Origin of the sequence: Micromonospora sp. NBC_01655 (genome assembly GCF_026339755.1) — a bacterium.
Classification (GTDB): Bacteria; Actinomycetota; Actinomycetes; order Mycobacteriales; family Micromonosporaceae; genus Micromonospora.
The window spans coordinates 6,321,767-6,342,288 of sequence record NZ_JAPEQF010000001.1 but is presented as its reverse complement, the minus strand read 5'-3'; the positions used below and the strand labels follow the sequence as shown (position 1 = coordinate 6,342,288).

The 20,522-nt window shown below is 75.3% G+C and carries 21 protein-coding genes, 1 tRNA gene and 1 pseudogene; 12 read left to right on the top strand and 11 right to left on the bottom strand.

Going from position 1 to position 20,522, the window contains the following annotated elements:
- Window positions 1-216 precede the first annotated feature (216 nt).
- On the bottom strand, window positions 217-1,296 hold the full coding sequence (locus tag OOK41_RS27905; RefSeq protein ID WP_266267266.1) for an LCP family protein: 1,080 nt from the start codon (window positions 1,294-1,296) through the stop codon (window positions 217-219).
- A gap of 120 nt (window positions 1,297-1,416) precedes the next feature.
- Between OOK41_RS27905 and OOK41_RS27900 the strand changes: the two genes are divergently transcribed.
- Window positions 1,417-2,250 carry a class I SAM-dependent methyltransferase gene (locus tag OOK41_RS27900; RefSeq protein WP_266267265.1) on the top strand — a complete coding sequence of 278 codons (834 nt, stop codon included), beginning with the start codon at window positions 1,417-1,419 and terminating at the stop codon, window positions 2,248-2,250.
- Window positions 2,247-3,062 (top strand): MOSC domain-containing protein, encoded by an 816-nt coding sequence (locus OOK41_RS27895; RefSeq protein ID WP_266267263.1) that lies wholly within the window; start codon window positions 2,247-2,249, stop codon window positions 3,060-3,062. The genes OOK41_RS27900 and OOK41_RS27895 overlap by 4 nt, the downstream gene beginning before the upstream one ends.
- Before the next feature lie 280 nt (window positions 3,063-3,342).
- Here the strand turns inward: OOK41_RS27895 and OOK41_RS27890 are convergent, their stop codons facing one another.
- The 3 genes from OOK41_RS27890 to bcp all read right to left on the bottom strand — a co-directional run bounded on the left by OOK41_RS27890 (window position 3,343) and on the right by bcp (window position 5,457).
- The gene (locus OOK41_RS27890) at window positions 3,343-3,873 is read right to left on the bottom strand and encodes a GNAT family N-acetyltransferase (RefSeq protein ID WP_266267261.1); all 531 of its coding nucleotides are present in this window, start codon (window positions 3,871-3,873) and stop codon (window positions 3,343-3,345) included.
- Between the two features lie 102 nt (window positions 3,874-3,975).
- A tRNA-Leu gene (locus OOK41_RS27885) sits at window positions 3,976-4,059 on the bottom strand.
- 921 nt (window positions 4,060-4,980) lie between these two features.
- Complete coding sequence (bcp, locus tag OOK41_RS27880) at window positions 4,981-5,457, bottom strand: thioredoxin-dependent thiol peroxidase (RefSeq protein WP_266267259.1); 477 nt, start codon at window positions 5,455-5,457, stop codon at window positions 4,981-4,983.
- A 163-nt stretch (window positions 5,458-5,620) separates the two neighbouring features.
- On the opposite strand from bcp, the gene OOK41_RS27875 reads away from it, so the two are divergent.
- Genes OOK41_RS27875 through OOK41_RS27860 form a run of 4 tightly spaced genes read left to right on the top strand, consistent with a single transcriptional unit; the run spans window position 5,621 to window position 8,351 of the window.
- Window positions 5,621-6,340, top strand: a complete 720-nt coding sequence (locus OOK41_RS27875; protein WP_266267257.1) for an energy-coupling factor ABC transporter permease — start codon at window positions 5,621-5,623, stop codon at window positions 6,338-6,340.
- Complete coding sequence (locus OOK41_RS27870; RefSeq protein ID WP_243639204.1) at window positions 6,337-6,798, top strand: PDGLE domain-containing protein; 462 nt, start codon at window positions 6,337-6,339, stop codon at window positions 6,796-6,798. Before OOK41_RS27875 ends, OOK41_RS27870 begins: the two co-directional genes overlap by 4 nt.
- 12 nt (window positions 6,799-6,810) lie before the next feature.
- Window positions 6,811-7,581 carry a cobalt ECF transporter T component CbiQ gene (gene cbiQ / locus OOK41_RS27865; protein ID WP_266267254.1) on the top strand — a complete coding sequence of 257 codons (771 nt, stop codon included), beginning with the start codon at window positions 6,811-6,813 and terminating at the stop codon, window positions 7,579-7,581.
- A complete protein-coding gene (locus OOK41_RS27860) occupies window positions 7,578-8,351 on the top strand; it encodes an energy-coupling factor ABC transporter ATP-binding protein (RefSeq protein ID WP_117666050.1) in 774 nt (257 codons plus the stop codon). Before cbiQ ends, OOK41_RS27860 begins: the two co-directional genes overlap by 4 nt.
- 56 nt (window positions 8,352-8,407) lie before the next feature.
- Here OOK41_RS27860 and OOK41_RS27855 read toward each other — a convergent pair whose 3' ends face one another.
- The 4 genes from OOK41_RS27855 to OOK41_RS27840 are packed head-to-tail and all read right to left on the bottom strand — an operon-like array spanning window position 8,408 to window position 11,285.
- On the bottom strand, window positions 8,408-9,523 hold the full coding sequence (locus tag OOK41_RS27855; protein WP_266267252.1) for a hypothetical protein: 1,116 nt from the start codon (window positions 9,521-9,523) through the stop codon (window positions 8,408-8,410).
- On the bottom strand, window positions 9,520-10,236 hold the full coding sequence (locus OOK41_RS27850) for a thioredoxin domain-containing protein (protein WP_117666054.1): 717 nt from the start codon (window positions 10,234-10,236) through the stop codon (window positions 9,520-9,522). The genes OOK41_RS27855 and OOK41_RS27850 overlap by 4 nt, the downstream gene beginning before the upstream one ends.
- Window positions 10,229-10,750 (bottom strand): MauE/DoxX family redox-associated membrane protein, encoded by a 522-nt coding sequence (locus tag OOK41_RS27845; RefSeq protein WP_266267251.1) that lies wholly within the window; start codon window positions 10,748-10,750, stop codon window positions 10,229-10,231. The genes OOK41_RS27850 and OOK41_RS27845 overlap by 8 nt, the downstream gene beginning before the upstream one ends.
- A 31-nt stretch (window positions 10,751-10,781) precedes the next feature.
- Window positions 10,782-11,285, bottom strand: a complete 504-nt coding sequence (locus OOK41_RS27840) for a sigma-70 family RNA polymerase sigma factor (RefSeq protein WP_117666917.1) — start codon at window positions 11,283-11,285, stop codon at window positions 10,782-10,784.
- A gap of 448 nt (window positions 11,286-11,733) precedes the next feature.
- On the opposite strand from OOK41_RS27840, the gene OOK41_RS27835 reads away from it, so the two are divergent.
- The 3 genes from OOK41_RS27835 (at window position 11,734) to OOK41_RS27825 (ending at window position 14,910) form a co-directional block, all read left to right on the top strand.
- On the top strand, window positions 11,734-13,401 hold the full coding sequence (locus OOK41_RS27835; RefSeq protein ID WP_117666058.1) for a copper resistance CopC/CopD family protein: 1,668 nt from the start codon (window positions 11,734-11,736) through the stop codon (window positions 13,399-13,401).
- 15 nt (window positions 13,402-13,416) lie between these two features.
- Entirely contained in the window at window positions 13,417-14,157 is a 741-nt protein-coding gene (locus OOK41_RS27830) for a YcnI family protein (RefSeq protein WP_117666060.1), read from the top strand.
- Between the two features lie 153 nt (window positions 14,158-14,310).
- Entirely contained in the window at window positions 14,311-14,910 is a 600-nt protein-coding gene (locus OOK41_RS27825) for a hypothetical protein (protein ID WP_117666062.1), read from the top strand.
- A gap of 112 nt (window positions 14,911-15,022) precedes the next feature.
- Here the strand turns inward: OOK41_RS27825 and OOK41_RS27820 are convergent, their stop codons facing one another.
- Window positions 15,023-16,312, bottom strand: a complete 1,290-nt coding sequence (locus tag OOK41_RS27820) for a glycosyltransferase family 87 protein (RefSeq protein WP_117666064.1) — start codon at window positions 16,310-16,312, stop codon at window positions 15,023-15,025.
- Window positions 16,313-16,379: 67 nt separating this feature from the next.
- On the opposite strand from OOK41_RS27820, the gene orn reads away from it, so the two are divergent.
- The gene (gene orn / locus OOK41_RS27815; protein ID WP_117666066.1) at window positions 16,380-16,976 is read left to right on the top strand and encodes an oligoribonuclease; all 597 of its coding nucleotides are present in this window, start codon (window positions 16,380-16,382) and stop codon (window positions 16,974-16,976) included.
- 17 nt (window positions 16,977-16,993) lie between these two features.
- Here orn and OOK41_RS27810 read toward each other — a convergent pair whose 3' ends face one another.
- Entirely contained in the window at window positions 16,994-17,191 is a 198-nt protein-coding gene (locus OOK41_RS27810) for a DNA repair protein (protein ID WP_117666919.1), read from the bottom strand.
- Between the two features lie 148 nt (window positions 17,192-17,339).
- Here OOK41_RS27810 and OOK41_RS27805 point away from each other — a divergent pair, with 148 nt between their 5' ends.
- Window positions 17,340-18,419 carry an NAD(P)-dependent oxidoreductase gene (locus OOK41_RS27805; RefSeq protein WP_266267247.1) on the top strand — a complete coding sequence of 360 codons (1,080 nt, stop codon included), beginning with the start codon at window positions 17,340-17,342 and terminating at the stop codon, window positions 18,417-18,419.
- Here OOK41_RS27805 and OOK41_RS27800 read toward each other — a convergent pair.
- A complete protein-coding gene (locus tag OOK41_RS27800; protein WP_266267246.1) occupies window positions 18,391-19,812 on the bottom strand; it encodes a hypothetical protein in 1,422 nt (473 codons plus the stop codon). The two genes, OOK41_RS27805 and OOK41_RS27800, sit on opposite strands and share 29 nt — an antisense overlap.
- A gap of 147 nt (window positions 19,813-19,959) precedes the next feature.
- On the opposite strand from OOK41_RS27800, the pseudogene OOK41_RS27795 reads away from it, so the two are divergent.
- Window positions 19,960-20,510: pseudogene (locus tag OOK41_RS27795) on the top strand (glycosyltransferase); the annotation flags it as partial.
- Between the last annotated feature and the right edge of the window lie 12 nt (window positions 20,511-20,522).

Below are 20,522 nucleotides of genomic sequence, written 5' to 3'. Positions count from 1 at the left end.
GTCGGTGCTCTCGTCGTCGGCGGGCGGCACCCCGGCCGGCCGCGGCCCCCCGCCGGCGTGGGCGGCGACCGCGACGTCCCGGCTCACCGTGGGTTGGCTGGACATGGTTGCGTGACCTCCCCCGTCACGGCCACGGCGGCGACGGGATCCACCAGGCCGAAGGCAGGATACGGCCGGCCCCCGCCGGTCGCCATACCCGGACGGGCCATCCGGTCGCTACGACCCGGCCTTGAGGATGTCCGGCACCGAGTCCCGGCGGACCGCGTCGAAGAAGGACCGGGCCCTGGCGCTGTCGGCGAACACCACGCTCTCGCTGCCGACCCGGCCGGTGCCCCGGGTCGGGCAGGTGAAGAACCCGAGGTTGCCGCTGCGCAGGTGCCGGGTCTCCGTGGCCAGGTCCACCAGGGACAGTGACCTGTCGACGGCGACCGCGTCGGTGGTGGCCCGCACGAACGCGTTGAGCCGGGCCGGGTTCGTCAGCAGCCCGCCCGAGGCGGCCTTGTCCAGGATGGCCCTGATGACCTGTTGCTGGTGGCGGATGCGGGCGAAGTCGCCGTCGGGGAACGCGTAGCGCTCCCGCGCGTAGTCCAGCGCGGCGGCGCCGTCGAGGGTCTGCCGGCCCTGCGCGAACGTGCGCCGGCTGTCCGGGTTGAGCGAGTGGGTCGAGGTGAAGCCGCGCTCGATGTCGACCTCGATGCCGTCCAGCGCGTCGACGATCTCCTTGAAGCCGGCGAAGTCGACCATCGCCACGTGGTCGATCCGCACCCCGGTGAACTTCTCCACCGTCTGCACCATCAGCGGCACCCCGCCCCAGGCGAACGCGGCGTTGATCTTCGTCTCCCGGCCGCCGTGCCGGCCGTCCTTCGAGCGGGGGACCGGCACCCAGGTGTCCCGGGGAATCGAGATCAACTGAGCGCTCGACCGGTCCTTCGGCAGGTGGGCCAGGATGATCGTGTCGGTCCGCGAGCCGGAGCTGTTCTCCGGGTCCCGGGAGTCGCTGCCCAGGACCATGATGTTCAGCGCACCCCGGACCACGGGCTCGGGCCGGGCCTCCTCCGGCACGTCGGTGAACGCGTCCACCCGGTCGATGCCCTGCTCGACCGACCGCAGCCACAGCACGCCGGCGACCGTGCCGCCCGCGCCGAGCAGCGCCACCACCAGCACGGTCACGAGCGCGATCCGCCGCCACCGGCGGCGCTTCGCCGGCCGCGCTGCCGGCTGTGCGCCGGCACCCGCCCGCGTCGACCCGACCGGGACTTCCTCGGCCGGCTCCGCGACCTGCTGGGGACGAGACATGGCGGCGATGCTACTGATTCGGCGCGCCGCCCACGTGCCCGGACCGGCCCCGGCGACGGCCGCGGGGTGAATCGAAACTTTCATCACCTCGCGTTCTCCTGGACCTGGTAGAACCCTCCCGTGGACGCGACGAAGCTGCGCCGGGCCATCGCCCGTACCCGACTCGCCCCGGTCGCCGCCTTCCCCAAGCGGTTCGCCCGGGTGGCCCGGCACGACGCCAAGGTGCTGCGCGCCTCCGCCCGATGGCTGGTCACCTCGCGGGAGCACCACAACTACACGTACGAGCTGACCAGGCTGAGCCGGCAGCACCTGGCCTGGTTCGTCAGCGTCGCGTGCGACGTGCCGGTGGCCCGGGTCCGGGGCTGGTTCGCCGAGATCGAGGGCGACGAGGAACTGCGCCGGCACATCGAGCGGGCCACCGCCGAGGCGTCCCGCCGAGGCCTGGCCGACCGGCAGGTCCGCTACGCCCGCCGGATCGGCTGGTACGCCATGGTCCGCGCCACCCGCCCCGCGCACGTGGTGGAGACCGGCGTCGACAAGGGACTGGGTAGCTGCGTGCTGGCCGCCGCCCTGCTGCGCAACGCCGCCGAGGGGCACCCCGGCCGGCTCACCTCGCTGGACATCAACCCCGAGGCCGGCTACCTGGCCCGCACCGCGCCCTGGTCGGCGGTGGTCGACCTGGTCGTCGGCGACTCCATCGCCTCGATCGAGGCCCTCGACCGGCCCGTCGACCTCTTCCTGCACGACAGCGACCACAGCCGGGCACACGAGAAGCGCGAGTTCGACGCGGTCGAGCCGAAGCTCGCCCCCGGCGCACTGCTGCTCACCGACAACGTCACCACCACCAACGTCCTCGCCGAACACGCCGAACGCACCGACCGGCGCTTCCTCGCGTACCGGGAGACCCCGGCCCGGCACTGGTACCCGGGCGACGGGATCGGGGTCGCCTGGTGAGGCTCGCGGCCGCGCACACGTACCCGGTCAAGGGCTGCCACCGGCTGGACCACGACGGCGCCCGGGTGGAACCGTGGGGCCTGGCCGGCGACCGGCGCTGGCTGGTGGTCGACGCCGACGGCGTCGGCATCACCCAGCGGGAGACCACCGCGCTGGTCGGGCTGCGGGCCGTGCCCCGTGACGACGGCCTGGTGCTGCGCGCCGCCGGCCGCCCCGACCTGGACGTCGCCGAGCCGACCGGCGCGCCGCCGCTGCCCGTGCGGGTGTTCCGCAACCGGCTGCCGGTCCCCGCGCTCCCCGCCGGGCGGGCCGCCGACGACTGGCTCGGCACCCTGCTCGGCCGCCCGGTCCGCCTGGTCCACCTGGCCCGGCCCACCCGGCACCTGGCACCCGGCGACCGCGCCCACGACACCGGCGATCGGGTCAGCTTCGCCGACGAGTACCCCCTGTTGCTGGCCGCCACGGCGTCCCTCGACGCGCTCAACGCCTGGCTCGCCGGGGCCGGCGAGGAGCCCGTGCCGATGAGCCGGTTCCGGCCCAACCTGGTCGTCACCGGCATCCCCGCCTGGGCCGAGGACGACTGGGCCGGCCGGCGGCTGCGGATCGGCTCCGCCCGGTTCCGCGCCGCCGGGTCCTGCGGTCGCTGCGTGGTCACCACCACCGATCAGGAGACCGGGGCGCGCGGAAAGGAGCCGCTGCGAACCCTTGGGCGGCACCGCAACATCGGCGGAAAGCTGCTGTTCGGCCTGCACCTCGTCCCCGACGGGCCGGGCGTGGTGCGCGTCGGCGACCCGGTACGGGTGGCGGACTGACCGGCCCACCGGCACCGATCCGCCGGCCGGGCGCGTCCTCAGCTCTGGCTCAGTCGACTTGTCCCCGGGGGCGAGGTCCGGCAGCATCGACCGGCGTGACCGACGGCACCGCTCCCACGGACGCCCCGACGCCGCCCCGGACGGCGTCGCGCTCCCCGGTGGGGCCGGGCCCGCTGGCTGGCCCCCGGGAGGGGGCGGAGGCCGTGGACGCGGCAGCCGCCCGTTCGCCGACGCCCCGACGCGGGGCTGCGGCGGGCACTGAGACCGGGCCAGCGTCGGGTCAGGCGGCCGGGGCCGCCAGGTCGAGCCACATGAGGACCTCGTCCCGGTCGTCGCCCGGGGCGACCCGCAGCGCGCCCGGCAGTCGGCCCACCTCCCGGTACCCGAGCCGCACGTAGAACCGCTCCAACCCCAGCCCGCCCCGCACCGTGACGTGTAGCGCCTCCCGGCCCATCTTCCGGCCGAGCCGCTCCGCCTCCCGCATCAGCGCCGCACCGTACCCCCGGCCCTGGGTGTCGGGGTGCACCATCACCCGTTTCAACACGCACCAGTGCGCCTTCAGGCAGAACCGGTTGTCGGTGAAGACCAGCACGGCGACCGGGCGCGTGCCGTCGTACCCGACGAGCAGCCGGTCCGGGCCGTCGGCGACATCGGCGAACATCGCCTCCGCGACGGGACGAACGTCGGCGGCGGTGACCGGCGCGACGAAGCCGACCGCGCCGCCGGCGTTGGTGACGTCGACCCAGAGGGAGACGAGCTGCTCCCGCAGCTCGGGGGTCAGGGCGGGGGCCAGGACGAAACGCAGACTCACGCCGCCATCCTGCCGCCGGTCGGCCCGGCCGGCCCGCGATCGTGATGCGCCCGACACCCGGGCGGCGCGGGTGTCGTTCCGTGCCCCTGGTCAGGCATTCGGTGCGGGAGAGGGGACTCGAACCCCCACGTCCTCACGGACACAGGAACCTAAATCCTGCGCGTCTGCCAATTCCGCCACTCCCGCCGACGCGGAAAGTCTAAGGCGTCGGGCCGTCGCCGTGTTGAGCGCTGCCGCCCGCAGGATGGTGGAGACCGTTCCATGGCCGACTTCGCAGCCGCCCTCGGGCAGTTCTCGCAGCAGGCGCGCGAGCTTCTTGGGCCCGAGGCTGGGGTTGGCCAGCGCGTGGCGAACAACCGTCTCCCGGACCGCTGCTGCCCGCCACCGTCGCCCGCCCTGCCGCGGGGACACCGAGCCCTGTTCCTCCAGGCGCCGTCTGAGTCGGTGCAGGTGGCCCGGGTCGCAGCCGATTCGATGTGCCGCCTCTCGTGCGCTCAGGCGTCGGCGGTCGACGAGGCGGAACAGCTCGACCAGTTCCTCCGTCGTTACCGCCCCCGTGGTGGCTGGCTCGTCCGACTTGTCAGGGGACGCCGCGTCCGGTGGATCCACCCCGTACCGGCGGCGGTTCCGGCCGGCGTAGGTGGGGGTCTGACTGTGGCAGTTGGGGCAGAGGAGACGGAGGTTCTCGCGCCGGCAGTCCCAGAAGCGGCCGTTTCTGTGATCGACCTGGAGCGTGAGAGGGCGGCCGTTCCAGCGCGGCCCGACACCACAGTCGGCGCACACCAGGGGAATCCCGGTCGTCGTCAGGGCCCGTCGCAGGACGTCGGGATGCGCCCTACGCCGGGTCGGATCCCGCAGCACGAGCAGTTCCGCCGACGACCGTGCCCGCGACGGCCGGCGGGAGCCGGTGCGCCGGAAGTGGGACGTGTCGATTCCGTGTGCATCGATCCGACGCCTCAGATGCGCGTGGGAGCCGCCGTTCTGGGCCAGCCCCAGGTGCCTCAGGACGTCCGCGATGCTGTGCGAGACCGCGACCACGTCCCGCAGCAGCACCTCGGAGTATTTGTAACGGACCACATGCGGATCGTAGTGGCCGGGTGTGACAGCTCAGTCGAGGCCGAGGTCGCGGCGCAGCTTGGCGACGTGGCCGGTGGCCTTGACGTTGTAGAGCGCCCGCTCGATCTTCCCGTCCGGGTCGATGACGAAGGTGGAGCGGATCACCCCGGTCACGGTCCGGCCGTAGGATTGCTTCTCGCCGTACGCGCCGTACGCGGTGAGCACCGCCTTGTCGGCGTCGGCGACCAGCGGGAAGGTGATGGCGTCCCGCTCGCGGAACTTGGCCAGCTTCTCCGGCTTGTCGGGGGAGATGCCGACCACCTCGTAGCCGGCCGCCTGGAGCGAGGCGAGCGAGTCGCGGAAGTCACACGCCTGCTTGGTGCAGCCGGGCGTCATCGCGGCGGGGTAGGCGTACAGGATCACCTTCCGGCCGTGCAGGTCGGCCAGCGAGAGGGTGTCGCCGGTGTCGGTCGGCAGGGTGAACTCGGGCGCGGGGTCACCGGGGTTGAGGCGGGCGGGCGCGGTCATGGCGGAAACCCTACCGCCGCCGGGGCGCGAGCCGGCGGGGACGACGCGCCAGGCATCGTGTTCAACCTCATCCCTTGTTGCAAGGTCTTGGCAACAGTAGTGCAGCGGAAATAGGCTGAGCCCGTCGGCGTTGGACCCGCCCCGCCGCGCCCCGGGAGGTCGAGTGGAAACCCTGGCGATGCACATCTCGAACGGGATCGTCAACGGTCCCGTCGCCGCGGTCTTCGCCGCCTTCGCCCTGGCGGTGCTGACCCTGTGCGTGCTGCGCGGCCGGCGTGACCTGGACGACCGGCTCGCCCCGATGGCCGGCCTGGTCGCCGCGTTCATCTTCGCCGTCCAGATGCTCAACTTCCCGATCTTCACCGCCGGGGTGAGCGGTCACCTGCTCGGCGGCGCGCTCGCCGCGCTGCTGGTCGGCCCGTGGGTCGGCGCGCTCTGTGTGGCGGTCGTGCTGGTCGTGCAGGCGCTGGTGTTCGGGGACGGCGGGGTGGCCATGCTCGGGCTGAACATCACCAACATGGCCGTCCTCGGCACCGCCGTCGGGTACCTGCTGATCGCCCTGCTGCTGCGGGTGCTGCCCCGCACGCCGGCCGGGCTCGCCGTGACCGCCTTCGTCTCCGCGCTGGTCAGCGTGGTGGTCGCGTCCCAGGGCTTCGTGCTCCAGTACTGGCTGGGCGGCACCACCGACCTGGGCGGCAACCTGGCCGGCCTGGCCGGCACCATGGCCGGCGCCCACCTGCTGATCGGAATCGGCGAGGGCCTGATCACCGCGACCACCGTGGTCACCGTCGCGAAGGTCCGCCCCGATCTCGTGTACGCGCTGCGTGCCCTGAAGCCGGCCGCGCCGGCTCCCGTCGTCCCGGTCGCCGGAGGTGCCCGATGAGCAAGCGTCCCTGGGGCTTCGTCGTCGGCGGCCTGCTGGTCGCCCTGCTGCTGGCCGGCGTCGTCAGCAACTACGCCTCGTCGCACCCGGACGGGCTGGACTCGTCGCTGCTCAAGGGCTGCACGGTCGACGCCGAGGGCGAGATCACCGGCGGCACCTGCCCGGCCCAGCAGACGCGGGACCACGAGCTGGCCGACAGCCCGCTGGCCGACTACGGCGTCCGGGGCCTGGACAACGACTTCCTCTCCACCGGCCTCTCCGGCGTCCTCGGGGTGCTGCTCACCTTTGCCGTCGGCGGTGGCGTGTTCTGGCTGCTGCGCCGCCGGGGCCCGCGGCCGGGCGCCGGCCACGTCGCCGGACCGGCCGGCGGCGACGGGGCGGTGGGCGACCGGGCCGGCGGCGACCCGGCCGGCGGCGGGCACGGCGACGACGCCTCGCGCGTGGCGAACAGCCGGTAGGCGGGGACGGCGATGGGGGCCGGTCATGCCCACGTGCTCTACCGGGAGTCGACCTCGCCGGTGCACCGCCTGCCGCCCGAGGTGAAGATCGCCGCGATGGTGTTGTTCACCCTCGCGGTGGTGGCCACCCCGCGCGCGGCGTTCTGGGCCTTCGGCGGGTACGCCCTGCTGGTCGCGGTCGTGGCCGCGCTGGCCCGGGTGGGGCCGGGCTGGCTGCTCAGCCGGGCGGCGATCGAGCTGCCGTTCGTGCTGTTCGCGTTCGCGCTGCCGTTCCTCGGGGCGGGCGAGCGGGTCGACGTGGCGGGGCTGAGCCTCTCCGTCGACGGGCTGCTCGGCGGCTGGAACATCATCGCCAAGGGCACCCTCGGCGTACTGGCGTCGCTGCTGCTCGCGGCGACCACGACGACCCGGGACCTGATCGTCGGCCTAGACCGGCTGCGCTGCCCGCAGATCCTCACCCAGATCGCCACCTTCATGCTGCGCTACCTGGACGTGCTGGTCGGCGAGGCCCGCCGGATGCGGGTGGCCCGGGTCTCCCGGGGCGACGACCCGCGCTTCCTGTGGCAGCTACGCGGCTTCGCCGCCGGCGTCGGGGCGCTGTTCCTGCGCGCGTTCGAGCGCGGCGAGCGGGTCTACCTGGCGATGGTGTCGCGCGGCTACTCCGGCCGGATGCCGGCGGTCTGGCAGGGCGCCGGCGCGGCGACCGCCGGGCAGTGGCTGGTCGGGGCGGCGGTGCCGCTGGTCGCGGCCACCATCGCCGCGACCGCCGTCGCCCTGACATGATCGGGTACGTGCAGAACCAGGCTCCGGTCTCCCTCGACGTGCGCGGCGTGCGGTACGCCTACCCGGACGGGCACGTCGCCCTGCACGGGGTGGACCTGGCCGTGCCGCGCGGCGAGCGGGTGGCGCTGCTCGGCCCGAACGGCGCCGGCAAGACCACCCTGGTGCTGCACCTCAACGGCATCCTCACCGCCACCGAGGGCACGGTGCGCGTCGGCGGGCTGACCGTCAGCCGGGACCGGGGCACCCTCGCGGAGATCCGCCGCCGGGTGGGCATCGTCTTCCAGGACCCGGACGACCAGCTCTTCCTGCCCACCGTCGCCGAGGACGTGGCGTTCGGCCCGGCCAACCTGGGGCTGCGCGGTGCGGAGCTGGCGGCCCGGGTGGACGAGGCGCTGGCGGCGGTGGGGATGGGCGAGCACCGGGACCGTGCCCCGCACCACCTGTCGTTCGGCCAGCGCCGCCGGGTGGCGGTGGCGACCGTGCTGGCCATGCGCCCGGAGATCCTGGTGCTCGACGAGCCGTCGTCGAACCTCGACCCGGCGGCACGGCGGGAGCTGGCGGAGATCCTGCGCAGCCTGTCGGTGACGCTGCTGATGGTTACCCACGACCTGCCGTACGCGCTGGAGCTGTGCGACCGCTCGGTCATCCTCGACGAGGGCCGCATCGTCGCCGACGCCCCCACCCGCACCCTCCTGGCGAACCAGGAGTTGCTGTCGACCCACCGCCTGGAACTCCCCTACGGCTTCACCCCCCACACCCCCCACCCCTGACCGGGGCTGCCCTCCCGGCGCCGATCAAGGAGCCGTGGTGCCCGGTAGCTGGGGTTCTAGGACGGTTTGTTCCCCAGCGCGACTCCATGATCGACGTCGGAGGTGGTCGGGGTGGGGCGGGTCGCGGCGGCGCGGAGGCGGAGGACGCCCGCGGCGGTGGCACCGGCACCGGCGGCCAGGACCAGGGTGACCAGGAGGCGGGCCAGGCCACCGGACCAGGGGGCCGGGGGTACCGAGCGGTCGAGGACGCCGAGGTTGGTGACGCCGACGAACAGGGCCAGGCAGGCCCCGGCCAGCGCCAGCGCGAAGTCGGCGGCGGGGCGACGGGCCAGCGCGTACCCGCCCGCCGCGAGCGCCCCCAGGCCGGTGAGCAGCGCCCAGACCTGCCCGGTGAGCAGGCCGGCCAGCACCGCACCGACCCCGGACGCCCCGGCGTCCAGCTCCCGGCCGACGGTGAGCCCGATCGCGGCCACCCCGCCGACGGCCAGCGCCGCGCCGACCCCGGCCAGCGCCCGCACCCCCGCCGCGGTGCCGGCGGCCAGCAGCCCGGCGGCGCCCAGCGCCAGGAAGCCGAGCGTGGCCGCCACCCACCAGGGGTACGGGTCCGGCGGCGGCACCCAGTCGAGGGTGCCCCGGATCTCCACGGGCTCGGTGCCGTCGCGCAACGGCACCGCCCAGTCCAGGACCCGCTGCTCCCGGGCCGGGGCGGCGCGCACCTGCGCGGGCGGGTCGGGCTCCTGCCACCGGATGCGCCGGTCGTGCCAGCGGGCGGCCGTCCCGTCGTCGATCCGCCGCCAGTCCGGGGCGGCGGCCGGGTCGGCCTTGGCGGGCAGGGTGGCGTCCCCCGACAGGGTCCGGTTCAGGTACGTCGCCGGGGAGCGGGTGTTCTCGAACACACCGTCCGGCCCGACCCGCAGGTACGGCTCCCCGGAGTAGCCGACCACCTCGACCGGCCGCCCGGTGCGGTTGACCAGTTCCAGCCGGGCCCCCGCGTCGACCACCCGGACGGTCAGCCCTGGGCGGGCCGGGGTGACCCCGGTCACCCCGGCCCGGTAGTCGGTGCCGTCCGGGGCCTCCCCGCCGTGCGCGGCGGCCGGCGTGGCGGTGCCGAGGACGGCGACCAGCGCGGCGGCCACGACCAGCCCGAACCGGCGCGGCGGTACGGGGGTCACTTGCCGGCCGCCGCCACCGCCGCCGTGATGCCCTCGGGGCTGCGGTCGGAGAGCTCCTTGCCGTTGACCTTGATCGTCGGCGTGCCGGTGATCCCGGCCTTGCTCGCGTCCTCGGTGACGTGCTCGGTCCACGCCCGGTACGTGCCGTCGGAGACGCAGGAGGAGAAGTCGTCCCTGTCCAGCCCGACGCCGGCGCCGATGTCGACCAGTTCGTCGTTGCTCAGCCCGGCGCCGCCCTCCGGTGGCTGCCGGTCGAACAGCGCGGCGGCGAACTCCCGGAACTTGCCGCCCTTGGCCGCGCAGCCGGAGGCGGCCGAGGACCGGGTGGAGTACTCGGTGGTCGAGAACCGGTTGAGGTAGGCCACCGGGTGGAAGACGACCCGGGCCTTGCCCTCGTTGACCAACTGTTCGATCGTCGCGCCGCTGGTCTGCTGGAACTGCTTGCAGGCCGGGCAGAGGAAGTCCTCGTACAGGTCGATGGTGGCCGGCCCGGTCCCGTACGCGACGCCGGTGCCGTTCTCGGTCGCGCCGGGCGGGGCGGTGAAGGTGCTGGAGCGCTGGCTGGACCAGACGGCCCAGCCGATCCCGCCGGCGATCACCAGCACGGCGACCGCCGCCACCGAGGTCCAGAGGGTCCGCCGTCGGCGGCGCTCCCGGGCCAGTTGCTGCCGGACCACCCGGGCGGCGTCCCGCTGCCCCTTGCGACTACTCATCCTCGTCCTCCACGGATGCGCCCGCGAGCCAGCCGTCCACGGAGACGGGGGTGCGGGGCCAAATCAACAGGAATCCGGCCAGCGCCAGGAATCCCAGGTCCCGGAGGATCTCCGGGAGGTAGCTCGGGGTCTGCCCGGCGGCGAGCTGCCCGCCGCTGCCGAAGCAGCCGCAGTCGATGGCCAGGCCGCGGGACCAGGCCGAGACGATGCCGGCGACGAAGACCACCAGCAGCGCGGCCGACACCCCGGCGGCCAGCCGGGTGGCCAGCCCCACCAGCAGCAGCAGTCCCAGGGCCAGCTCGACGAAGGGCAGCGCCGCGCCGACCACCGTCGCGGCGTCGTACGGCAGCACCTGGTACGCGTTGACGGCGCGCCCGGAGGCGGCCAGGTCGCTGACCTTGGCCCCGCCGGCGACCAGCCAGACGGTGGCGAGCCCGAGCCGGACGGCGACGCCCAGCCACGGGCGGACGGCGGGCCAGCGGACGGCCCCGGTGCGTCGTACGGTCATGGTCATTGGTCGCCCCGGCTCCGACGGAAGTTCCCGGTCATCCGGCGAGCGCGTCGCCGGCCGCCTCGACCAGGTCGGCGCGGGCCCGGGCCACCCGGGAGCGGATGGTGCCGACGGGCACCCCCTCCACGGTGGCGGCCTCCGCGTACGACAGGCCGAGGAGCTGGGTGAGCACGAACGCCCCGCGCCGTTCGGCGGGCAGCCGGCGGACCAGGTCGGCGGCGCCGAGCTGCCCGGCGGGGTCCGGGTACGGGCGGTCGGTGTGCGCGTGGGTGACCAGCCGCTCGGCGAGCCGCCGCCGGCGGACCACGGTGCGCAGGTGGTCGGCGCAGGCCCGGCGGGCGATGCCGAGCAGCCAGGTCCGGGCGCTGGAGCGCCCCTCGAAGCGGGGCAGCGCCCGGAACGCGCGCAGGTAGGTCTCCTGGGTGAGGTCGTCGGCGCTGTCCCGGTCGACCAGCGCGGCGGCGAACCGCCACACCTCGGCCTGGGTGGCCCGGACGAACGCCGCCTGGGCGACCGGGTCGCCGCCGCGCGCGGCCAGCGCCCAGTCGGTCGCCGCATCCTGAGGGGCCGTCGTCGCGTCCCGGGGGGCGGGCGTCGCCGGGCCCCGGGCACCAGCGCCCGTGGCGTCGGGCGGACCGACGGCGGCAGGGTGGCGGGGTGCGGGGATCACGTCACACCAGGGTACGCGGCACAGCGTGGCCGGGCAGGGTCCTTCGGCCCTTCCATGGCGTGGCCCACTCGGGGAACTTTTCCGGTGCCCGGCCCGACTACCCGCTCATGAACTGCGACGACGTGCGTGCGGCGCTGTCGGCGCGGCTGGACGGCGAGGACCCGCAGGCGCCGTCGGCGGCGCTGGGCGTCGCCGTCGCGGCGGGGCGCGGGTGAGGCCGATGCTCCCGCTGGGTGCCCCCGGGCGCCGGGCCAGGGTCGACGTGGGTGCCGGCCCGGGTCGCCGATCGGCCCCCGCGTCGGCGAGCATGGCCCGCATGACTGCTGCCAATATCCGGCCTCCCCGCCGCCGGCTCGCGCGGGTGGCCGCGCTCGCCGGCCTGCTGGTCACCGTCGTTGCCCTGCTGCTGGCCCCGGCCACCCCCGCGAGCGCCCACGCGGTGCTGGTGAGCAGCAGTCCCGCCGCGTCCGCCGTGGTGCCCAGCGGGCCGGCCGAGGTGGTGCTGACGTTCAGCGAGCCGGTGCGCAAGGTGGCCGGGAAGATCCGGATCATCGCCCCGGACGGCGCGCGGGCCGACCGGGGGGAGCCGTCCTTCGAGGGCGGGGTGGTGACCGTGCCGGTGGACCCGTCCGCCGGGCGGGGCACGTACCTGATCAGCTACCGGGTGATCTCGGCGGACAGCCACCCGGTGTCCGGCGCGTTCACCTACTCGGTGGGCGCGCCGTCGACGCCGCCGACGGACACCGGCTCCGACAACCGGGCCGACCCGGTGGTGGAGAGCGGGGTCAAGGTCGCCAAGTACCTCGGGTACGCGGGGCTGCTGCTGCTGGTCGGCCCGGCGCTGGTGCTCGGCGCGCTGTGGCCGCGCCGGCTCTCCCGCCGGGGGCCGGCCCGGCTGGCCTGGACGGGGTCGGGCCTGCTGACGTTCGCCACGCTCGCCGAGCTGTGGTTGCAGGTGCCGTACACCGCCGGGGGCGGGCTGTTCGACGTGACCGGGGCGGGCCTCGGCGACGTGCTGGGCAGCACGTACGGGATGACGCACCTGGTCCGGCTGGGCCTGCTCGCGGCGGCGGCGTTCCTGCTCCGTCCGCTCTTCGCCGGGCCGGTGGGCCGCACCGACGCGGTGATCCTGGCGGTCCTCGGCGGCGCGGCGCTGCTCACCTGGCCGCTGGCCGGGCACCCGGCCGCCTCACCCGCCCCGGCCGTGTCGGTGGTCGTCGACGCGGTGCACCTGGGCAGCATGGCGGTCTGGCTGGGCGGGCTGGTGATGCTCGGCGGGTTCCTGCTGCGCCGGGCCGACGAGCGGGAGCTGGACGCGATCCTGCCGATCTGGTCGCGCTGGGCCGCGCTGGCCGTCGCGGCGCTGCTGCTCGCCGGCACGGTGCAGGCGTTGATCGAGGTGGCCACCCCGGCCGCCCTGGTCGACACCACGTACGGGCGGCTGGTGCTGGCCAAGATCGTGCTGTTCGCCCTGGTGATCGGCGTGGCCGCGTACTCCCGGGCGCTGGTGCGCCGGCGCACCGCCCCGGGGCGGCCGGCCCCGGTGCGGCGGGCGGTCTGGGCGGAGCTGGCGATCACCGCGGTGGTGCTCGCGGTGACGGCGACCCTGGTGCAGACGCCGCCGGCCCGCACCGCCGGCGCCGACGTGACCGGCACGCAGGCCGGCCTGTTCACCACCACGCTGTCCAGCCCGCTCTACTCCCTCCAGGTCGAGATGGACCCGGCCGAGCGGGGCAACAACTCGCTGCACCTGTACGCGTACACGAAGGACAACCGCCCGCAGCCGGTGGAGGAGTGGACGGCCACGGCCGCGCTGCCGTCGGCCGGGATCGAGCCGATCGAGATTCCGTTGCTGCCGCTGACCGACAACCACGTGACCGGGGAGATCAACCTGCCCGCCGCGGGGGAGTGGCAGCTCCGCTTCACCGTCCGGACCTCGGACGTCGACCAGGCCACGGTGAGTGCCACCGTGAACATCCGCTAGAGAGAGGCAGTTCCCATGCTCCGTCACCGGCGTTCCGCAACCGCGGCCGTCCTCGCCCTCGGCGTCGCCGCCGTGGTGCTCGGCGTGGCCGCGCCCGCCTCGGCGCACGTCTCGGTCAACCCGAAGGAGGCGACCCAGGGCGGCTACGGCCGGTTCGCGTTCCGGGTGCCGAACGAGAGCGACGAGGCGTCGACGACCAAGGTCGAGGTGGTGCTGCCGGAGAACGCGCCGGTCGGTTCGGTGTCCACCATGCCGGTGCCGGGCTGGACGGTGACGATGGAGAAGCGCAAGGTGGACCCGCCGGTGCAGGTGCACGGCAGCGAGGTCACCGAGGCGGTGTCGAAGATCACCTGGACGGCGACCGGCGACGCGGCGGTCAAGCCGGGCCAGTTCCAGGAGTTCCCGGTCTCGATGGGGCCGCTGCCGCAGGTGGACACGATGGTGTTCAAGGCGCTCCAGACGTACTCGGACGGCAACGTGGTGCGCTGGATCGAGGAGCCGACCCCCGGGGCCGAGGAGCCGGCGAAGCCCGCGCCGGTGCTCACCCTGACCGCGGCGGCCCCCTCGGCGGCTCCCTCGGCGGGGGCGTCGACGCCGGCCGTGGCAGCCGCCGGCGCGGACGCCGACGATGACGACTCCGACGGCGGCGCGGGCACCGCGTTCGGGGTGGCGGGGCTGGTCGCCGGGCTGGCCGGCCTGGTCCTGGGCGGCCTCGCGTTCGCCCGTACCCGGCGGGGGCCGGCCGCGAGGTCCTGAGCCGTCCCTCCGTCCGCTGGCCCGCCGGTCCGTACCGGCGGGCCAGTCCCGTTTTCCGCGCCGCCGCACGCCGTTGCTGGTGATATCGGGTGATTGTGCGATTTGCCTCGGTATGGTCGTCCGGGTACCCGGCCACGGAAGGAAACGACACGGATGCGGTTCGCTCGCGCGCTCGTCGGCATGCTGCTGCTCACCATCGGGATCCCGGCGCTGCTGGCCGGCGCCGCGCTCGGCCTCGCCGCCCGGCGGGTCGACCCCGTCGGCGGCCTCGCCGCCCGGATCGGCGCGGTGGACCTCCGGGCGGAACCCGCCGCCGGGTGGCTCCCCGTGGCCGTGTGGGTGCTGATCGTCCTGGGTGGCCTGCTGGTGGTGTCCGCCGTGCTCCTGCTGCGACCGGTGCGCCCCCGCGAGGTGGTCTTCGTGGTCGAGCCCGACCAGGTGCCGGTGCTCGCCGGCCGGCTCGGGGTGACCTCGCTCGACGCGCTCGGTGCCGGCCCCGCCCCGGCCCCGGCGGTCCCCGCCGAACGGCAACTGGTGGCGGTGGGTCCGCCCGCCGGCCGGCCCCGCCCGGCGCTGGGCCCGGCCCCGGCCCGCCGCCCGGCCACCCTGGCCGACCTCGGCCAGCCGTCCCGGCCGGCGCCACTGGCCTGGCCGCCGCTGACCCCGGAGGCCACGGCCCGGCCGGTGCGCATCGAGCCCCGCCGCATCCGCCCGGCCGCGCCCGGTCCGGTCCGCACCCGCCAGCCCTCCTGACCGGTGCCCGGCGAACGGCCCTCCGCGCTGCCGACGCGGAGGGCCGCCTGCACCGGGGGATCGGTGCCACGGGGCATGCCCGAGGTATGGGAAAGGTTAGCCGGTATCGGCGCTACTTGGGAGTTCTGTCCATTTGGTGCGATTTCTTGTCCTGGGTGGCGGTCGGCCTGCCCCGTCGGGCGACCGGCAGGGCCGCCAGCAGCAGCAGGCTCAGCAGCACGTACGTGTTGCGGACCAGGAACTCCCCGGGCGAGTCCGTACGCACCGGGGCCACCCCCCAGTCGTGGAACGAGACCACGCCGTAGATGATCACCGCGCCGGTGAACACGGCCAGCCCGGTCAGCCACCGGCGCCGTCGCGCCCCGCCGGGCGTGGCCGGGTCCACGGCCAGCGCCGCGTCGGCCAGCGCCACCACCGCCGGGACGAACCAGTAGATGTGGTGGGTCCAGGTGATCGGGCTGACCAGCGCGCCGACCAGCCCGCTCAGGGTCAGGCCGGTGAGCGCGTCCCCGGCCGAGGCGGCGCGGGCGGCCCGCCACAGCCCGTACCCGGCGACGAGCAGGGCCAGCGCGAGCCACAGCGCACGGTTCGGCTCGGCCGGCGCGGTGAGCCGGCTGAGCAGCCCGAACAGTGACTGGTTGCCGGTGTAGTCGGTGCGCCCGACCCGGTTGGTCGCCCACAGCTCGTGGGTCCAGAACCGCCACGAGTCGGACGGGGCCACGGCCGCCGCGAGCAGCGTCGCCCCGGCGGCGGTCACCGACGCCACCGCCGCGTCCCGCCAGCGGCGGGTCGCCAGCAGGTAGACGATGAAGATGCCGGGGTAGAGCTTCAGCGCGGTGGCCAGCCCGACGCCCACCCCCGCCCAGCGCCGCCCCTGCGGCACCGCGAAGAGCAGGTCCGCCAGGATCAGCACGACCAGCAGCATGTTGATCTGTCCGAAGGTGATCGTCTCCCGGGTGCTCTCCACCGCGAAGACCAGCAGCACCGCGACGGTGAGCGTGAACGTCCGGGGCAGGCCGTGCCGGGCGATGACGGGGGCGAGCAGCCAGCGGGTGGTCACCACCACGGCGAGCGCGGTCAGGATCGTGAAGACCGCGATCGTGAGGCCCAACGGCAGCAGCGCGAACGGGCGCAGCAGCAACGCGCTCAGCGGCGGGTAGGTGAAGTACAGCTCGCCCTGGACCCGGTCCGGCTGCGCGTAGTCGTAGAGCGGGTGGCCGTCGGCCCACCAGTGCATCGCCCGCATGTAGATCTTCAGGTCGAAGAAGTCGTGCACCAGCCCGGGCAGGTACAACGCCGGGAGAACGGCCGCCAGGGCCAGCGCCGTGACCAGCCGGCGGACCCTGCGGCCGCCCGGCTCGTCGGCGGTGACGGAGGGTGGCGCGATCGGTTCAGCTGGCACGGGGAAACCCTAACGGTCCGATCCGCCGACAGTGCCGAGGCGCGTGGGCGTGGGCTGCGCGTAGGCTGTGCCCGTGGCTGATCTCCTCGTCTGGATCGACTGTGAGATGACCGGGTTGGACCTCGGCAGGGACGCCCTGATCGAGGTCGCCGCGCTCGTCACCGACCCCGACCTCAACGTGCTCGGTGACGGCGTCGACGTGGTGATCCACGCCGACGAGGCGGCGCTGGCGGGGATGCCGGAGATCGTCCGGACCATGCACGGCAAGTCCGGTCTCACCGAGGAGGTCCGGCGCTCGGCCGTGACCCTGGCCGAGGCCGAGGACCTGGTGCTCGACTACGTCACCAGCCACGTCCGGGATCCGCGCACCGCGCCGCTGTGCGGCAACTCGATCGCCACCGACCGGGGCTTCATCACCCGGGACATGCCGCGCCTGGACGCGCACCTGCACTACCGGATGATCGACGTCTCCTCCATCAAGGAGCTGTGCCGGCGCTGGTACCCGCGGGTGTACTTCGGGCAGCCGCAGAAGGGGCTGGCCCACCGGGCGCTGGCCGACATCCGGGAGAGCATCCGCGAGCTGGAGTACTACCGGCGAACCATCTTCGTCCCGCTGCCCGGCCCCGACGTGGACAGCGCCAAGGCCATCGCCGCCGAGCTCTGAGCCCCGTCCGCGTCGGCTCAGCGGGCGGTGAGGCCGCGCCGGGTGGAGACGCCGGCCGGCAGCCGGTTCAGCTCCGCCCAGGACAGCGCGGGCTCCGTGTGGCGCGCGTCGCGCACCTCGCGGTACGCCGGCTGCGTGGGGAACCGCCCACCTCCGGCCCCCCGCCAGTGGCGCTCGGTGTCCTGCTGATACCGGTCATCAGGCAGATTCGGCATGACCATACCGTCCCAGAGAAAGTTGTACATGTATGAAAATAGGTATGACGTTCGATCGATGAGTCCGGTTCCCACCCGGGGAGTCGGTCCGTCACGAGGTTCTTCCGACCCGGCCCGCCCGGGGCCCGGCCGGCCTAGCCTGGTCGGGGTGCGGATCCTGCTCACCGGCGCGGCCGGTTTCATCGGCTCACACGTCGCCGACCTGCTGGTCGCCCACGGGCACCAGGTGGTCGCGCTGGACGCCCTGCTGCCCGAGGCGCACGGCGCGGCGGCGCCGCCCTGGTCGGCCCGGCACGACCTGGTGCGCGGCGACGTGCGCGACCCGGAGCTGTTGGACCGGCTGCTGCCCGGGGTGGACGCCGTCTGCCACCAGGCCGCGATGGTCGGCCACGGCCTCGACCCGTCCGACGCCCCCGCGTACGCCGGGCACAACGACCTCGGCACCGCCGTGCTGCTCGCCGCGCTGCACCGGGCCGGCGTGCGGCGGCTGGTGCTGGCCAGCTCGATGGTGGTCTACGGCGAGGGGCGCTACCACTGCCCGCGGCACGGTGTGGTCCGCCCCGGCCGTCGCCGCGACGCCGACGTCGCCGCCGGCCGGTACGACCCGACCTGCCCCGGGTGCGGCGTCGCCCTCACCCCCGGGCTGGTGCCCGAGGACGCGCCGCTGGAGCCGCGCAGCACGTACGCGGCCACCAAGTTGGCCCAGGAACACCTGGCCGGGGCGTGGGCGGCGCAGACCGGCGGCAGGGTGTGGGCGCTGCGCTACCACAACGTGTACGGCCCCCGGATGCCCCGCGACACCCCGTACGCCGGGGTGGCCTCGATCTTCCGGTCGGCGCTGGCCGGCGGGCGTGCCCCCCGGGTGCTGGAGGACGGCCGGCAGCGCCGCGACTTCGTGCACGTCGCCGACGTGGCCCGGGCCAACCTGCTGGCGCTGAGCACCGAGGCCCCGCAGCCGCTGACCCCGGTCAACGTCTGCTCCGGTGAGCCGCACACCATCGGCGAGCTGGCCCGGGAGCTGGCCGCCGCGATGGCCGGCCCGGAACCGGAGGTGGTCGGCGGCGCGCGGACCGCCGACGTGCGGCACGTGGTGGCCGACCCGTCCCGGGCCGCCGACCTGCTCGGCTACCGGGCCCGGGTCGGCTTCGCCGAGGGGGTGGCCGGGTTCGCCACCGCCGAGCTGCGCGAGCCGGCGACCGTCAGGACACCGTCCAGAGCAGGTGGTTGACCGCCAGCGCGACGGCCGCCTGCCCGGCCAGCCACCACCGCCGGTCGACGGCCGGCAGCCGGGCGGCGGCGACCGGCAGCCAGACCGCGAACGGCAGCCAGATCCGCTCCACCTCGGCCTTGGACAGCCCGGAGGCGTCGGCGGCGAGCACCGCCACGGCGGCGGCCACCGGCAGCCACACCGCCGGGTCGCGCCGGACCGGTGACCCGGTGGCCGGTCCGTCCGCGCGCCGGACGCGGGCGGCGGCCAGGGCGCGGCGCGCGTCCGCCACGGCCGGTCCCACCGCCCGGGCCAGCGCCGGGCCGGCCACCGGGCCGGCGGCCAGCAGCAGGGCGGCCAGGTTCGCCCACACCCAGTAGCCGTACGGGCGGTCCGCGGCCCAGCCCTGGTAGTAGCGCTCGACGACCAGGTGGTACCCGTCCAGCCACCAGAAGCCGGCGGCCACGAAGGCCCCGGTCACGGCGGCGACCCCCGCCCCGGCCAGCGCCAGCGTCCGCCACCGGTCGGCCGGCCGCAGCGTCACCACGGCCAGCGCCAGGACCCCGGCCAGCACCAGCCCGTACGACAGGTGCAGCGCGTATCCGAGCAGCAGGCCGGCCGGCAGCGCCGCCCACCGCCCGGGGCGGGCCAGCAGCGCCAGCCCGGCCGCCACCACGGCGGCGAAGATCCCGTCCGCCGACGCGCCCACCCACACCGCGCCGGGCAGCAGCACCAGCAACGGCAGCGCCGCCCGCGCGGCGGCCTCGGCGCCGAGCGCCCGCAGGGCGACCGGCACCGACACGCTGACCGTTGCCCCGGCCAGCACGCAGGCCAGCGCCGCCCAGGCGCCCCCGCCCAGCCCGATCCGGTCCAGCCCGACGAAGATCAGCAGTGCGCCCGGCGGGTGGGCGGCGGTGTGGGTGGACCACGAGTCGGGGCCGAAGTCGAGGATCCGGCCGGTGAATGCGGCCAGCATCGCCGGCACGTCCCGCACCCCGGGCACCTCGTGCAGGTACTCCGCCTGCACGGTGAGCCGCCGGGTGAGCCCGGCCGTCCAGCCGTCCACCAGCGCCAGGCTCAGCGTCCAGGCCAGGGTGGCGAGGTAGCCGGCGGCCAGCAGCCGGGCCCACGGGGCACGGCGGGCCAGCCCCGGCCCGTACCGGACGACGACGGCGGCGACCAGCAGGGCCGGCCCGGTGCCCCAGCCGACGTGCGGTCGCCAGGTGGCGTACAGCGGGGCGGCGTCGGCGTGCAGGCCGGCGCCGCGCGCGTTGAGCACCGCGCCGACGACGACCGCCGCGCCGAGCAGCGCCGCCTCGACCGCCAGCACGGTCAGGTCGCGGCGCCGGCCGGCGGCCGGGCGGGCGGGGCCGGCCGGCCGGTGGGCGGTCGTCCGGGGCGGGTGGGTGGTCATGGTGAGCGCGAGGCTACGGCCCGTTCGGTGCGTCGGTGGGCCGATCCGTCGGACCGTCGGGGACTCGTAACAATCCGCCGGAGCATAAGGGTTCCGTAACCCCGAAAGTGGCTCTGAGCTGGGGTGCGGCGGCCTACCGTCCGATTCATGGATACCTGGATCGACGTGGTGCTGCCGTGCCTGGACGAGGCCGCGGCCCTGCCGGGCGTGCTCGCCGGGCTGCGGTGCACACCGGGCTGCTGGCCGCCGAGAGCGAGCTGGTCTGCGTCCTCGACGCGGACGGCTCGTTCGACCCGGCCGAGCTGCCCCGGCTCGCCGCCCCGGTGACGCGGGGCCGGGCCGACCTGGTGGCCGGCCGGCGCCGCCCGGTGTCGGTGACCGCCTGGCCGTGGCACGCCCGGGCCGGCAACGCGCTGATCGCCGCCGGGCTGCGCCGCCGGGGCGTACCGGTGCACGACCTGAGCCCGATCAGGGTGACCCGCAGGGCGGCGCTGCTGGAACTGGGCGTCGCGGACCGGGCCTTCGGGTACCCGCTGGAGCTGCTGCTGCGCGCGGCCACCGCCGGCTGGCGGATCGTCGAGCTGGACGTGCCGTACGCCCCGCGCGCCGCCGGCACCCGCTCCAAGGTCTCCGGCTCGGTACGCGGCACCGCCCGCGCCGTGCGGGACATGGCCGCCGTGCTGCGCGCCGGGGTGCGGCCGGCCACCGGC

What these genes read in the sequence shown, in the direction of transcription:
- cbiQ (WP_266267254.1), top strand. Translation starts at nt 6,811, where the DNA reads ATGGGGGCCGGTCATGCCCACGTGCTCTACCGGGAGTCGACCTCGCCG.
- OOK41_RS27810 (WP_117666919.1), bottom strand. Translation starts at nt 17,191, where the DNA reads ATGCCGAATCTGCCTGATGACCGGTATCAGCAGGACACCGAGCGCCAC.
- OOK41_RS27830 (WP_117666060.1), top strand. Translation starts at nt 13,417, where the DNA reads ATGCTCCGTCACCGGCGTTCCGCAACCGCGGCCGTCCTCGCCCTCGGC.
- OOK41_RS27845 (WP_266267251.1), bottom strand. Translation starts at nt 10,750, where the DNA reads ATGACCATGACCGTACGACGCACCGGGGCCGTCCGCTGGCCCGCCGTC.
- OOK41_RS27835 (WP_117666058.1), top strand. Translation starts at nt 11,734, where the DNA reads ATGACTGCTGCCAATATCCGGCCTCCCCGCCGCCGGCTCGCGCGGGTG.
- OOK41_RS27850 (WP_117666054.1), bottom strand. Translation starts at nt 10,236, where the DNA reads ATGAGTAGTCGCAAGGGGCAGCGGGACGCCGCCCGGGTGGTCCGGCAG.
- bcp (WP_266267259.1), bottom strand. Translation starts at nt 5,457, where the DNA reads ATGACCGCGCCCGCCCGCCTCAACCCCGGTGACCCCGCGCCCGAGTTC.
- OOK41_RS27870 (WP_243639204.1), top strand. Translation starts at nt 6,337, where the DNA reads ATGAGCAAGCGTCCCTGGGGCTTCGTCGTCGGCGGCCTGCTGGTCGCC.
- OOK41_RS27800 (WP_266267246.1), bottom strand. Translation starts at nt 19,812, where the DNA reads ATGACCACCCACCCGCCCCGGACGACCGCCCACCGGCCGGCCGGCCCC.
- OOK41_RS27860 (WP_117666050.1), top strand. Translation starts at nt 7,578, where the DNA reads ATGATCGGGTACGTGCAGAACCAGGCTCCGGTCTCCCTCGACGTGCGC.
- OOK41_RS27905 (WP_266267266.1), bottom strand. Translation starts at nt 1,296, where the DNA reads ATGTCTCGTCCCCAGCAGGTCGCGGAGCCGGCCGAGGAAGTCCCGGTC.
- OOK41_RS27825 (WP_117666062.1), top strand. Translation starts at nt 14,311, where the DNA reads ATGCGGTTCGCTCGCGCGCTCGTCGGCATGCTGCTGCTCACCATCGGG.